This window comes from Mesorhizobium sp. B2-1-1, from assembly GCF_006442975.2.
In the GTDB taxonomy this organism is placed as follows: Bacteria; Pseudomonadota; Alphaproteobacteria; order Rhizobiales; family Rhizobiaceae; genus Mesorhizobium.
On record NZ_CP083954.1, the window covers coordinates 1,133,996 to 1,146,816 of the forward strand.

At 64.9% G+C, this 12,821-nt stretch carries 12 protein-coding genes; 10 read left to right on the forward strand and 2 right to left on the reverse strand.

Going from position 1 to position 12,821, the window contains the following annotated elements; translation table 11 throughout:
- Window positions 1–73: 73 nt before the first annotated feature.
- The 4 genes from alr (at window position 74) to FJ972_RS05460 (ending at window position 3,847) form a co-directional block, all read left to right on the forward strand.
- Window positions 74–1,213, forward strand: coding sequence for an alanine racemase (gene alr, locus FJ972_RS05445; protein ID WP_140517520.1), 1,140 nt, complete (start codon window positions 74–76; stop codon window positions 1,211–1,213).
- A gap of 275 nt (window positions 1,214–1,488) precedes the next feature.
- Window positions 1,489–1,911, forward strand: coding sequence for a nucleoside diphosphate kinase regulator (rnk, locus tag FJ972_RS05450; RefSeq protein WP_140493045.1), 423 nt, complete (start codon window positions 1,489–1,491; stop codon window positions 1,909–1,911).
- A complete protein-coding gene (locus FJ972_RS05455; RefSeq protein WP_140525020.1) occupies window positions 1,880–2,467 on the forward strand; it encodes a nucleoside-diphosphate kinase in 588 nt (195 codons plus the stop codon). The genes rnk and FJ972_RS05455 overlap by 32 nt, the downstream gene beginning before the upstream one ends.
- A gap of 123 nt (window positions 2,468–2,590) precedes the next feature.
- Window positions 2,591–3,847, forward strand: coding sequence for a D-amino acid dehydrogenase (locus FJ972_RS05460; protein WP_140525021.1), 1,257 nt, complete (start codon window positions 2,591–2,593; stop codon window positions 3,845–3,847).
- 224 nt (window positions 3,848–4,071) lie between these two features.
- Here the strand turns inward: FJ972_RS05460 and FJ972_RS05465 are convergent, their stop codons facing one another.
- Window positions 4,072–4,953, reverse strand: a complete 882-nt coding sequence (locus tag FJ972_RS05465; RefSeq protein ID WP_140525022.1) for a LysR family transcriptional regulator — start codon at window positions 4,951–4,953, stop codon at window positions 4,072–4,074.
- A 351-nt stretch (window positions 4,954–5,304) separates the two neighbouring features.
- Between FJ972_RS05465 and FJ972_RS05470 the strand changes: the two genes are divergently transcribed.
- Entirely contained in the window at window positions 5,305–6,801 is a 1,497-nt protein-coding gene (locus tag FJ972_RS05470) for a CoA-acylating methylmalonate-semialdehyde dehydrogenase (protein ID WP_140517525.1), read from the forward strand.
- A 341-nt stretch (window positions 6,802–7,142) separates the two neighbouring features.
- Entirely contained in the window at window positions 7,143–7,442 is a 300-nt protein-coding gene (locus FJ972_RS05475; protein ID WP_140517526.1) for a hypothetical protein, read from the forward strand.
- 85 nt (window positions 7,443–7,527) lie between these two features.
- On the opposite strand, the gene FJ972_RS05480 is transcribed toward FJ972_RS05475, so the two are convergent.
- The gene (locus tag FJ972_RS05480; RefSeq protein ID WP_224518934.1) at window positions 7,528–8,172 is read right to left on the reverse strand and encodes a GntR family transcriptional regulator; all 645 of its coding nucleotides are present in this window, start codon (window positions 8,170–8,172) and stop codon (window positions 7,528–7,530) included.
- 116 nt (window positions 8,173–8,288) lie between these two features.
- On the opposite strand from FJ972_RS05480, the gene FJ972_RS05485 reads away from it, so the two are divergent.
- The 4 genes from FJ972_RS05485 to FJ972_RS05500 all read left to right on the forward strand — a co-directional run bounded on the left by FJ972_RS05485 (window position 8,289) and on the right by FJ972_RS05500 (window position 12,779).
- Entirely contained in the window at window positions 8,289–9,182 is an 894-nt protein-coding gene (locus FJ972_RS05485; RefSeq protein ID WP_140517527.1) for a dihydrodipicolinate synthase family protein, read from the forward strand.
- Between the two features lie 48 nt (window positions 9,183–9,230).
- On the forward strand, window positions 9,231–10,523 hold the full coding sequence (locus FJ972_RS05490; RefSeq protein ID WP_181173481.1) for an NAD(P)/FAD-dependent oxidoreductase: 1,293 nt from the start codon (window positions 9,231–9,233) through the stop codon (window positions 10,521–10,523).
- Between the two features lie 16 nt (window positions 10,524–10,539).
- Window positions 10,540–11,541, forward strand: coding sequence for a 4-hydroxyproline epimerase (locus FJ972_RS05495; protein ID WP_140525023.1), 1,002 nt, complete (start codon window positions 10,540–10,542; stop codon window positions 11,539–11,541).
- Window positions 11,542–11,876: 335 nt separating this feature from the next.
- Window positions 11,877–12,779 (forward strand): branched-chain amino acid ABC transporter permease, encoded by a 903-nt coding sequence (locus FJ972_RS05500; RefSeq protein ID WP_140493067.1) that lies wholly within the window; start codon window positions 11,877–11,879, stop codon window positions 12,777–12,779.
- The last annotated feature ends 42 nt before the right edge of the window (window positions 12,780–12,821 follow it).

Below are 12,821 nucleotides of genomic sequence, written 5' to 3' on the forward strand. Positions count from 1 at the left end.
GGTTCAAACGCCAGCGGTTGCCGCGCCGGTTCGACCGTCTTATTGATGTCCATCCGCCACAAGAAGGGCCGCCATGCACGACGCCCCCAAAAGATCGCTGCCCGAGGAAGCCGACGCCACAAGCGAGGCTGCTGCCGGGGCCATCCTCACCATCGACCTTGGCGCGATCCGCGAAAATTACCGGCGGCTGAAGGCGCGGCTGGGCGGCGTGCGCTGCGCGGGCGTGGTCAAGGCCGACGGCTACGGTCTCGGCGCCGCGCAAGTGGCATCGGCGCTGATGAAGGAAGGCTGCGACATCTTCTTCGTCGCGCTGCTGTCCGAAGGCATCGCGCTGCGCAAGGCGGTGGGGGCCGGACCGGACATCTACGTGCTGAACGGGCTGCCGCCGGGTTCCGAGCCGGAAGCGGTGGCGGCTGGCTTGTGCGCTGTCATCAACAGTGGCGCACAGTTGCAAGCCTGGCGCGCAGCGGCACACCGCGCCGGGCGCCGGCTCCCGGCTGCCGTCCAGGTCGACAGCGGCATGTCGCGGCTTGGGATGGCGCCAGCCGAGGTCGAGGCGGTGGCCGGGGATCTCGGCGCTTTCGATGGCATCGACGTCAGATATGTGATGAGCCACCTGGCCTGCGCCGATGAACCGCGCCACCCAGCCAATGAACAGCAGAGGCTGGCATTCGCGCGGTTGCGTGCCATGCTACCCGTGGCGCCGGCCTCGCTCGCCAACTCCTCCGGCATCTTTTTAGGCCCGCTTTATCATTGCGATCTCGCCCGGCCCGGTGCCGCCCTCTACGGCATCAACCCGACGCCTGGCGAAGCCAACCCGATGCTGCCCGTGGTCGGGCTGCAGGCCAAGGTGGCGCAGACGCGCAGTGTCCAAAAGGGCACTGGCGTCGGCTATGGCCACAGCTACCATGCGCAGGGCCCGCTCAGCCTGGCGACGATTTCATTCGGCTATGCGGACGGCTGGCTGCGCCGCTCCGCTTCGGCCGCATGGTTCGAGGCGGTGCGCCTGCCTTTCCTCGGGCGCGTGTCGATGGATTCGATCATTCTCGACATTTCCGCCTTGCCGCCCGGCCGGCTCGGAGAGGGCGACCTGGTGGAGTTGCTAGGGCCCTCACAGAGCGTCGATGATGCTGCCGACCATGCCGGCACCATCGGGTATGAAATCCTGGCCAGCCTCGGAACGCGTTTTCACCGGCGCTATCTGGGCGGTTGAGCGGTTTGGCCGCGCTTGACAAGCGGGCGCCATTCGGCAAGCTTTGGCACATGAGCAAGCTCGCTTATATCAAAACCTTCTTCAGGGTCTGCCCGATCGCGGGATCGTAGCCCCGGCGCGGCCGCCTTCCGGCGTCCGTCCGTACCGGGGCATCCATCCATCCACAATCGCCATCAAGCCGAACAGCCCTTCGCGGCTGCCGGCCTTTCATCACGCCGCCGCCAGCGCGCCGGCAGGCGCGCATCCGCTCGATGCGCCGGTCCATGAGGTTTGCCATGCAACACGCGAAAGAACTGCGTCCAAACAGCCATCTTCTGATCAGCGACGCCGACCATGACAGGCTAACGGGGCTGGCGAGGGCTTTGCTCGATCGCGCGCCCGAGACGGCCGAGGAGCTGCTTTCGGAAATGGACAGGGCCGTCGTCACGAACGCGGCGGCGATGCCGGCCGGTGTGGTGCGAATGGGTTCGACGGTGATCGTGCGCGGCGAAAGCGGCGACGCCCAGCGCATCATGCTGGTCTACCCGGGTGAGGCCGACATAGCCGAGAACCGCATCTCGGTGCTGACGCCGATGGGAACCGCGCTCATTGGCGCGAGTGTTGGGCAGGCGGTTTGCTGGAACGGTCGTGGCGGTCGGGAACTGTCAGTGACCGTCGAGGCCGTCGATGCGCCGGCTTCCGGCCCGCAACGAGCTTGATGGCGAGGCGGTGATGACGAGCACGAATTGTTGCCTGACGACGAAGGACTTCGCCGTTCTCGAATTCATGCTGGAGCGCCGACGGGCGTTCGCGGATCCGATCGTGCGCATGCTCGAACACAAGCTTTCAGGCGCCGATGTCGTGCCGATCGATTCGGTCGGCCCCGACATCGTTACGCTGAACAGCAGGGTGGTGTTCGGCGTCGATGCCGGTCCCGCCGAGACGCGAACCCTGGTGCAGCACGAGGTGCGCGGGCCGGTCGGCTCGAGCCTGTCGGTCGCAACGAGGCGCGGGCTCTGCATGCTTGGCATGGCGCAAGGCCAGACGGCAACGGTCGAACACGCCGACGGCAGGCGGGAGTCGATCCTGATCAAGGCCGTGCTTTACCAGCCGGAAGCTGCCCGGCGCACGATCAAGCAGAAAGACCAGGCTGACGCGCGGCGACCGCACGGGCCCAGGCTCGTCTACAGTGCCGCAGCCGATTGGCGGCCTCTTGGCGAGACGGCCGGAATGCGGCAGACAGAAGAAGACGACCCCGGTCCCTCGGCGGCGTGAATGGGCAACGGCGCGTGGTCTCGAAGATCGACATCGATTTTCGCTCGGGATCATGCGCAAATCGAAAATACGGCCGCGTCCACGGGCGTCCTGAGGACGCTCGGCGCGGCAAGGAGTGAATGAATGAAAATCATGGTGCTGGGCAGTGGCGTGATCGGGGTGACCACGGCCTATTATCTCGCCGAGGCTGGCCACGAGGTGACCGTGATCGACCGCCAGAAAGGGCCGGGACTGGAAACCAGCTTCGCCAATGCCGGCGAGATTTCGCCCGGCTATGCCTCGCCTTGGGCCGGGCCCGGTATCCCCCTCAAGGCGATCAAATGGCTGCTGATGAAGCATGGTCCGCTGGTGGTGCGGCCGGCCTTCGATCCGCATATGTGGACGTGGCTGGTCAAGATGCTGCGCAACTGCACCGCCGAACGCTACGCGGTCAACAAATCGCGCATGGTGCCGCTGGCCGAATACAGCCGCGACACGCTGAAGGCGCTGCGCGAGGCGACCGGCATAGCCTATGACGAGCGGACGCAGGGCACGCTGCAGCTGTTTCGCACGCAAAAGCAGCTCGACGGCACATCAGGCGATGTCGAGGTGCTGAAGAGATATGGCGTGCCCTACGAAATCCTCGACCAAGACGGCTGCATCGCGGCGGAACCGGCTCTGGCCGCGGTGCGCGAAAAATTCGTCGGCGGCCTGAGGCTGCCGGGCGACGAGACCGGTGACTGCAAGATGTTCACCGACAGGCTGGCCGAGCTTTGCGTGGCACGCGGGGTCAAGTTCGAATACGACACGACGATATGGCGCGTCATCCGCAGCCGCAACCGCGTCAACAATATGAGCACCAGCAAGGGCTGGCTGTCCGCCGATGCCTATGTGATGGCGCTGGGCAGCTATTCGGCGGACTTCATGCGCCGGATGAAGCGGCCGATCCCGGTCTATCCGGTCAAGGGCTATTCGATCACGGTGCCGATCAAGGATGCCGCCGCCGCACCGGTGTCGACGGTGATGGACGAAACCTACAAGGTCGCGATCACGAGGCTCGGCGACCGCATCCGCGTCGGCGGCACGGCCGAGATTTCCGGGTTCGACCTCCGGCTGCACGAATCGCGACGGCGCACGCTCGAACACTCGGTCGGCGACCTGTTCCCGGGAGCCGGCGCCATGCGGGAGGCGACGTTCTGGTGCGGCCTGCGGCCGATGACGCCGGACGGGCCGCCGCTGATCGGGCGCACGGAGCTTTCCAATCTCTACCTCAACACCGGCCATGGAACGCTCGGCTGGACCATGGCCTGCGGCTCGGCCAAGGTGCTGGCCGACATCATCTCGAACAAAGTGCCCGATATCGACGCCCGCGCGCTGGCGCAGGAGCGCTATCTGAAATAGACGCCGCCCGCTCGCCATCGGCGGGTGCGGCCGGGGGATATCGCGTCAGAACGCCTGTTTCACCCAGCCCTCGTCGAACAGCAGCCGGTAAGCCCACGGGATGGTCACTTCGGTGGCGACCGATTGGAATGGGCGAGATACTCGTCATCTGGCGAAGAAGGCGGGGTCGAGCACCATCATGCCGTTCTCCGTGTCGTGGAAGAAGCTGCGATGGCCGACATGCGTCAGACGAAAAGATTTCTCTCCCGCTCCACCGCCTTTGTAATGAAGGAGGCGACGATCTGGACGCGGCGCAGCGGCCTGACCGATTCGTGATAGACCAGCCAGTAGGCACGGCGGATGGGCGCCACCACGTCGACGGCCACCAATTCCGGCATCGAGCGGGCGACGAAAGTGTGCAGGATGCCGATGCCGGCGCCCGACCGCACCGCTTCGGCCTGCCCGAGCGCGGAGGAAATGGCGAAGCTGGTGCGCCAGTCAGCGCTGAATTCGGCGGCGTAGTCGAGCGACGGGCTGACGATGAGGTCCGGCACATAGCCGATCAATTTATGCCGTCCCAGCTCGGCAGCGGTCTGGGGCAGGCCGTGGGCTTCAGCATAGGCACGCGAGGCAAACAGGCCGAGCGAGTAGTCGACCAGCTTGCCCGCTACCAGCCGGCCCTCGGTCGGGCGCTCGACGGTGATGGCAATGTCGGCCTCGCGGCGAGACAGGGAGAAGGAGCGCGGCACCGGTACGAGCTGAATCGTCAATTCACGGTGCAGCGCGGTCAGTGCGCCGAGGCGCCGGGCGAGGAATGCGACGCCAAACCCGTCCGGCGCACCGATCCGCACCGTGCCCGAAACGTCGTCGCCTTCGCCCGATATTGTCGAGCGGGCGGCGATCATGTCGCCCTCCATGCGCTCGGCAATATCGAGGAAACGCTCGCCGGCGGGCGTCAGCTCGCTGCCGGTGGTCAGCCGGCGAAAGAGTTTCGTGCGCAGCGCGTCTTCAAGTGCGGCGATGCGGCGCGAGACGGTGGCGTGGTTGAGTTCCAGCCGCCTGGCGGCGCCAAGGATTTGCCCGGCGCGCGCCACGGCGAGAAAGATGCGGACGTCATCCCAGTTCATTTTACCCTCCCTTTGTGGGAGGTCGATCCGCGTAGCGGAGCGGGGTAGGGGCGACGCCGGCGCTTGATCCCCACCCCGTCGAACGATCTCCGCTCCGCTCCGACGGCTCGCCGACCTCCCCACAAGGGGGAGGGTGAAGGCAGGGGAGATGTCCGGCAGGACAGAGGGGCGTGAAGGAACTCAATCTATCAATCCGTGAACGTCATCTTTGTGACCCTTCTCATTTGCGAGAATTGATGCTCTCCCGTCAACCGCTGTCTATTTTCTGCACAACGGTTGCGTTCTCCCTCGCGTTGCCATCGGCGTGCCAAAGGCGGACAATGCACCATCATAAACACAGGGAGAGACATCATGATCGAATACGGTCATTTCATCGGCGGCAAGCGTGTCGCCGGCACCAGCGGCCGCAAGCAGGACGTGATGCAGCCGATGGACGGCTCCGTGCGCGGCACGGTGGCGCTGGCCTCGCAGGCGGAACTGCGCGCGGCGGTCGAGAACGCCAAGGCGGCGCAGCCGAAATGGGCCGCGACCAACCCGCAGCGCCGCGTGCGCGTCCTTATGAAGTTCCTTGAACTGGTCGCCCGCGACTATGACGAACTGGCCGACATCCTGGCGCGAGAGCACGGCAAGACGATCGCCGATGCCAGGGGCGACATCCAGCGCGGCCTCGAAGTGGTCGAGGTCTGCATCGGCGCGCCGCACATGATGAAGGGTGAATTCACCGACGGTGCCGGCCCCGGCATCGACGTCTATTCGATGCGCCAGCCGCTCGGCGTCGTCGCCGGCATCACGCCGTTCAACTTTCCGGCGATGATCCCGCTGTGGAAGATCGCGCCGGCGATCGCCTGCGGCAACGCCTTCATCCTGAAGCCTTCCGAGCGCGACCCGGGCGTGCCGATCCGCATCGCCGAGCTGTTCATCGAGGCGGGCCTGCCTGCCGGTATCCTCAATGTCGTCAACGGCGACAAGGAAGTCGTCGACGCCATCCTTGACGACCCCGATATCAAGGCTATCGGCTTCGTCGGCTCGACGCCGATCGCTCATTACATCTATTCGCGCGGCACTGCGTCGGGAAAACGCGTGCAGTGCTTCGGCGGCGCCAAGAACCACATGATCATCATGCCCGACGCCGACATGGACCAGACCGTCGATGCACTGATCGGCGCGGGCTACGGATCGGCCGGCGAGCGCTGCATGGCGATCTCGGTGGCGGTCCCTGTCGGCAACGACACCGCCAACCGGCTGATGGAAAAACTGGTGCCGCGCGTCGAAAGCCTGAAGGTCGGCCCCTCGACGGATTCCGCCGCCGATTTTGGCCCGCTGGTCACCGCTCAGGCGCTGGAGCGGGTGAAGGGCTATGTCGATATCGGCGTCAAGGAAGGCGCCAAGCTGGTCGTCGACGGTCGCGGCTTCAAGATGCAGGGCTACGAGAACGGCTACTATATGGGCGGCTGCCTGTTCGACAACGTCACGTCGGACATGCGCATCTACAAGGAAGAGATCTTCGGGCCGGTGCTGTCGGTGGTGCGCGCGCCGACCTACGAGAACGCCATCAAGCTCGCCAATGACCACGAGATGGGCAATGGCGTCGCCATCTACACGCGCGACGGCGACGCCGCGCGAGACTTTGCTTCCAGGGTTCAGGTCGGCATGGTCGGCGTCAACGTGCCGATCCCGGTGCCGATCGCCTACTACACGTTCGGTGGCTGGAAGGCGTCGTCCTTCGGCGATCTCAACCAGCACGGTCCGGACGCGTTCCGCTTCTACACCAAGACCAAGACGGTCACCTCGCGCTGGCCGTCCGGCATCAAGGACGGGGCCGAGTTCGTCATCCCGACGATGAACTAGCCGGACGCTTGTCTGCTTGCGCGTCCTCGCCTTCGGCTGCGGGGCGCGCGGGCCGGCATCAAGGACGGGGCCGAGTTCGTCATCCCGACGATGAACTAGCCGGACGCTTGTCCGCTTGCGCGTCCTTCGGCTGCGGCCGCGCGGGCCGGCAGGACCACCCAAAAATCTACGGCCCGAGTCCCCTGGCTCGGGCCGTTTATTTTGCAAACGCTAATGTGATGGAACCGGCGAGGGCGCCAGGACTTAGAGCTACGATCCTGCCCTGGAGGAGGCATGGAAGGCAACCAGAGCGCCGACGGCTGACCGTTAGCATCGCATCGTCGGGCGCAAGGAGGTGTCCGATGGCACAACGTCTTATGTCCATGCTGCTATGCGCCGCGGCGGCGCTATCGATAGGGCCGGCGAATGCAGCCGGCCAATGTGCGGCACGCGCCGACATCGTCAAGGCGCTCGGCGAGAATTTCCACGAAAGCGAGGCCGGGCGTGGTCTGATCAATCCCAACGTGGTGCTTGAGGTGTTCGTTTCCGAACAGGGCAGTTGGACCGTCCTCGCCTCCGACACCAAGGGCCAGAGTTGCATCCTGTCCGTCGGCGAGGGCTGGGACAGCCCGACGATCAAGGCGGCCTTGCCAGGAGCCTGAGCCTCATCGCGTCGAAGCGGTTCAGGCGACGCGTAGTCTTGGGCATGCACTGTCCTGAACCGAGGTCGGTGTCGGGCGGTATGCTTCAACGTGTGGCGGCCGCCTCGGCATGGGCGCGCAGCAATGCCATCAGCCGCTTGGCATCCTTCGCGGCGGCTTCCTCGTCACCGTCGACAATCGAGCGGATCAGCGCGACGTGATGTTCGGCCGATTCCGCCAGGCCGGTATCGGCCTTGTAGCGGAACCAGAAGCGGCGGCTATGGGTCTGCAGCGGGGCAGCCAGCCTGGCCGCGAACGGGTTGTCGGCAGCCCGCGCCAGCGCCTCGTCCAGCGTCTTGTCGGCCTGGATGAAGGCAAGCACGTTGCCGGAGATGACAGCCTTCTGCATGGCAAGCGCGGCATCGTGGAAGAGGTCGGCTGCGTCGCGGGTGACGAAGCGCGCCGCGGAGCGGGCCAGCACCACCTCGACGCCGCGGCGCGCGTCGAGGACGCGCAGCCAGTCGCCGGGGTGCAGCGGCGCGATGGCGATGCCTGCGCGCGGCCGCACGTCGAGCAGTCCTTCCCAGGCCAGCCTCTGGATCGCCTCGCGCACCGGCGTACGGCCGAGCGCCAGCTTCTCGATCAGGCCGCCTTCAGTGACGAAACTCGCCGGCGCCAGTTCGAGCGTGACAATCATATGCTCGAGCATGCGATAGGCCTTGGTCGCAGCCGGCTCGAACGCAGCGCTCATTTGCATGGATATCAAAGGCAGTCTCCTGATATATTTTGCATATATCATAGGAGAATCCGTGTTGACAGCGGCTTTCTTAATAGATATACGGCTGATATATCAGAGGAGCGATGACCATGTGGACCGGAGTTTTCCCAGCCGTCACGACTAAATTCACCACGGACGACCGCCTCGACCATGCCGAGATGGAGCGCTGCTTCGGCTTGCAGATGGAGGCCGGCTGCGACGGCATCATCGTCTGCGGATCGCTCGGCGAAGGGCCGATGCTGTCCCATGACGAAAAGATTGAAGTGCTGAAAACCGCGCAGAAGGTGGCTGGCAAGAAACCGGTGCTGCTGACGGTGAACGAGGCGGGGACACGCGAGGCCGCCAGCATCGCCCGCCGCGCCGCCAAGGAAGGCGCCAACGGCCTGATGGTGGTGCCCAGCCCGATCTACCATACCAATGCGGAAGAGACGGTGGCGGCGCTGCGCGCCGTCGCGGAGGCCGGCGACTTGCCGGTCATGATCTATTCCAACCGGCTCGCCTACCGCGTGGATGTCACCGTCGACCAGATGGAGGAGCTGGCGTCGGACGAGCGCTTCGTCGCCATCAAGGAATCCTCCGACGACATCAGGCGCTCGACCGAGATCATCAATCGCCTGGGCAGCCGCTACGACCTGTTTACCGGCGTCGACAATCTCGCTTTCGAGGCGCTGTCGGTGGGCGCCATCGGCTGGGTGGCCGGTCTCGTCACCGCCTTCCCGCGCGAGACGGTGGCGATCTACCAGCTGATGCAGCGGGGCCGCCGCGAAGAGGCGCTCGCCATCTATCGCTGGTTCCGGCCGCTGCTTGATCTCGACGTCTCGACCTATCTGGTGCAGAACATCAAGCTTGCCGAGGTGTTCGCCATTCAAACCAACGACCGCGTCCGCATGCCGCGCCAGCCGCTGTCGGGCGAGCGCCGCAAGGCGGTCGAGAAGATCGTCAAGGACGCACTGGCGGTGCGGCCGACACTACCGGCGTTCTGAGGCTTTCTTCCGAGAGGCGGCGCCCAGGTGACAGGAAGTTCCAAATCGATGGAAGCGCGGCGGCGCCCCGCCCTGCGGGCGTCTTCTCCCCGTGAACAGGGAGAAGAAATAGATATCGCCATCGTCGGCGGCGGCATCATCGGCATCTGCGCGGCGGCGTTTCTTGCCGAGGCGGGGCGAAACGTCACGGTCTACGACCGCACCGGCATCTGCGAGGAGACGAGCTCCGGCAATGCCGCCGCCTTCGCCTTTTCCGACGTGCTGCCACTGGCGCACAAGGGCATGCTCCGGCAATTGCCGAAATGGCTGGCCGATCCGCTCGGCCCGCTCGCCATCCCGCCCACCTACCTGCCGAAGCTGCTGCCCTGGCTGATCCGCTTCTGGCGTGCCGGCTCGGCGAAGCACTACGAGGCTGGCCTGGCGGCGCAGGCCGCAATGATGGCGCTCGCCGAGGCCGAATGGATGGGCCTGCTCGACCGCTCCGGCACGAGGCGGATGCTGCGCGAGGATGGCTCGCTCGAACTCTACGAAAGCGGGGCCGAATTCCAGGCCTCGCTGTCCGGCTGGGCGGCGCGCCAGCGCTTCGGCATCGGCTTCCGCCATGTCGGCGGCGAGGAGCTGGCGGAGCTGCAGCCCGGCCTGTCGCCGCGCTTCGGCAAAGGCACGTTCGTGCCGGGCTGGAAGACAATCGCCGATCCAAAACTGCTCGGCAAGGCGATCTGGGACTATGCGCAATCCAAGGGCGCGCGGTTCGAGAAGGCCCGCATCGCCGGCGTCGCCGCGGACGGGAACGGCGCGACGTTGACGCTGGCCGACGGCACGACGCGGCAAGCCCGGCACCTGGTCGTCACCGCCGGCGCCTGGTCGCATCTGCTGGCGCGGCAGCTCGGCGATCGCATTCCGCTCGAAACCGAGCGCGGCTACAACACGACGTTGCCAAAGGCCGCCTTCGAGGTGAAGCGGATGCTGATCTTCTCCGGCCAAGGCTTCGTCATCACGCCGCTCGACACGGGCCTGCGCATCGGCGGCGCGGTTGAGCTCGGCGGCATCGAGCGGCCGCCCAACTACGCGCGCTCGAAGGCGCTGCTGCGCAAGGCGCAAGACTTCCTGCCGGGCCTCGATCCTTCGGGCGGACGCGAATGGATGGGGTTTCGTCCCTCGCTGCCGGATTCATTGCCTGTCGTCGGCCGCGCATCGGGAAGCCGGCCGGTGGTCTACGCTTTCGGCCACGGCCATCTTGGCCTGACTCAGGCTGCTGCGACGGGACGGTTGATCCGCGAGCTTGTCCTGGGGCAGACTCCGCCGATCGACGTGGCCCCCTTCAGTCCACAACGGTTTTGATTTTTCGAGGAGCGTCATGGCCAGGAAATCCTTCTTCTGCATCGACGGCCACACCTGCGGCAACCCGGTGCGACTGGTCGCCGGCGGCGGCCCGCTGCTCCAGGGTTCGACGATGATGGAGCGGCGCGCGCATTTCCTGGCCGAATATGACTGGATCCGCACCGGCCTGATGTTCGAGCCGCGCGGCCACGATGTCATGTCCGGCTCGATCCTCTACCCGCCGACGCGCGAGGATTGCGACATCGCCATCCTGTTCATCGAGACCTCGGGCTGCCTGCCAATGTGCGGCCACGGCACCATCGGCACGGTGACGATGGCCATCGAGCACGGGCTGATCAAGCCGAAGACGCCCGGCGTGCTCAGGCTCGACACACCGGCCGGCCTGGTCATCGCCGAATACAAACAGGTCGGCGAATATGTCGAGGAGGTGCGCATCACCAACGTGCCCTCCTTCCTCCATGCCGAGGGGTTGACGGTCGAATGCCCCGGGCTCGGCGAGATCGTCGTCGACGTCGCCTATGGCGGCAATTTCTACGCCATCGTCGAGCCGCAGAAAAACTATCGCGACATGGCTGATCATTCCGCGGGCGACCTCATCGCCTGGAGCCCGGTGGTGCGGCAGCGGCTCAACGAGAAATACTCATTCGTGCATCCGGAGAATCCGGGCATCAACCGGCTGTCGCACATGCTGTGGACCGGCGAGCCGACGGTGGCGGGTGCGGACGCGCGCAATGCGGTCTTCTACGGCGACAAGGCGATCGACCGCTCACCGTGCGGCACGGGCACCTCGGCGCGCATGGCGCAGCTCCATGCCAAGGGCAAGCTCAAGGCCGGCGATGCGTTCGTCCATGAATCGATCATCGGCTCGCTGTTCAAGGGCAAGGTTGAAAAAGACGTCACGGTCGCAGGCAAGCCGGCGATCATTCCCTCGATCGGCGGCTGGGCGCGCATGACCGGGCTCAACACGATCTTCATCGATGACCGCGATCCGTTCGCGCACGGCTTCGTCGTCAAATAGGCGATTCATCACGCTGCGGAAGGTCGGGAAGGACAAAAAGGATTGCTGTCACGAGCGCAACGAATCGTCTCATCAACTTATTTTGACGGCGATTTCTTCGAAATGGAGCGCATGATGACGCTTAATCGTCAAAGACATTGCGTTATGCCAATGATAGGGTCCGCGATAGTCCAGGGGGCGGGTGCGAAAAAACGGGCAATCGAACGGCGTGCAGTCGGAAACACGCATGACGTTCAAAAAATGACGTTGCAATCCCGCCTCGAAACCTTACGACTAGGGGAAATACGAAAAGGAATGCGTCTGCATGGGCGACATTCCAGGGGAGCCATGTACACATGCAGTATTTTGTCCAGCAGCTTATCAATGGGCTGACGCTGGGATCGATCTATGGGCTGATCGCGATCGGCTACACGATGGTCTACGGCATCATCGGCATGATCAACTTTGCTCATGGCGATATCTTCATGGTGGGCGCTTTCACGGCGCTGATCGTTTTCCTCATCCTGGGCGCTCTGTTCTATTCGGTTCCCGTGGTCATCGCGCTGTTGGTGATGATGATCGTGGCGATGCTGCTGACCAGCCTCTACAACTGGACGATCGAGAAGGTGGCCTACCGGCCGCTGCGCGGCTCGTTCCGGCTGGCGCCGCTGATCACCGCCATCGGCATGTCGATCGCGCTGTCGAATTTCGTGCAGGTGACGCAAGGCCCGCGCAACAAGCCGATCCCGCCGATGGTGTCGAAGGTCTACAACATCGAAGGCATCAGCGTGTCGCTGAAGCAGATCATCATCGTCGTCGTCACCGCGTTGCTCTTGGTGTTGTTCTGGTACCTGGTCAACAAGACCTCGCTTGGCCGGGCGCAGCGCGCCTGCGAGCAGGACCGCAAGATGGCGGCGCTGCTCGGCATCGATGTCGACCGCACCATCTCGATCACCTTCATCATGGGCGCGGCACTTGCCGCCGTCGCCGGCACGCTGTTCCTGATGTATTACGGCGTCATCGCCTTCTCGGACGGCTTCGTGCCCGGCGTGAAGGCATTCACCGCAGCGGTGCTGGGCGGCATCGGTTCGTTGCCGGGCGCGGTGCTGGGCGGTCTTTTGATCGGCTTCATCGAGAGCATGTGGTCGGCCTATTTCTCGATCGACTACAAGGATGTCGCCGCCTTCTCGATCCTGGCTATCGTGCTGATCTTCCTGCCTTCCGGCATTCTCGGCCGGCCAGAAGTCGAAAAGGTCTGAGATCATGGCCGTCACCGTATCTCCCGAGCGCGACACCGTCGC

Excerpts from the sequence above, each read along its gene's own strand:
- rnk (WP_140493045.1), top strand. The coding sequence starts at position 1,489 with ATGCAACACGCGAAAGAACTGCGTCCAAACAGCCATCTTCTGATCAGC.
- FJ972_RS05470 (WP_140517525.1), top strand. The coding sequence starts at position 5,305 with ATGATCGAATACGGTCATTTCATCGGCGGCAAGCGTGTCGCCGGCACC.
- FJ972_RS05495 (WP_140525023.1), top strand. The coding sequence starts at position 10,540 with ATGGCCAGGAAATCCTTCTTCTGCATCGACGGCCACACCTGCGGCAAC.
- FJ972_RS05455 (WP_140525020.1), top strand. The coding sequence starts at position 1,880 with ATGCGCCGGCTTCCGGCCCGCAACGAGCTTGATGGCGAGGCGGTGATG.
- FJ972_RS05500 (WP_140493067.1), top strand. The coding sequence starts at position 11,877 with ATGCAGTATTTTGTCCAGCAGCTTATCAATGGGCTGACGCTGGGATCG.
- FJ972_RS05490 (WP_181173481.1), top strand. The coding sequence starts at position 9,231 with ATGGAAGCGCGGCGGCGCCCCGCCCTGCGGGCGTCTTCTCCCCGTGAA.
- FJ972_RS05465 (WP_140525022.1), bottom strand. The coding sequence starts at position 4,953 with ATGAACTGGGATGACGTCCGCATCTTTCTCGCCGTGGCGCGCGCCGGG.
- FJ972_RS05460 (WP_140525021.1), top strand. The coding sequence starts at position 2,591 with ATGAAAATCATGGTGCTGGGCAGTGGCGTGATCGGGGTGACCACGGCC.
- alr (WP_140517520.1), top strand. The coding sequence starts at position 74 with ATGCACGACGCCCCCAAAAGATCGCTGCCCGAGGAAGCCGACGCCACA.
- FJ972_RS05485 (WP_140517527.1), top strand. The coding sequence starts at position 8,289 with ATGTGGACCGGAGTTTTCCCAGCCGTCACGACTAAATTCACCACGGAC.
- FJ972_RS05475 (WP_140517526.1), top strand. The coding sequence starts at position 7,143 with ATGGCACAACGTCTTATGTCCATGCTGCTATGCGCCGCGGCGGCGCTA.
- FJ972_RS05480 (WP_224518934.1), bottom strand. The coding sequence starts at position 8,172 with ATGAGCGCTGCGTTCGAGCCGGCTGCGACCAAGGCCTATCGCATGCTC.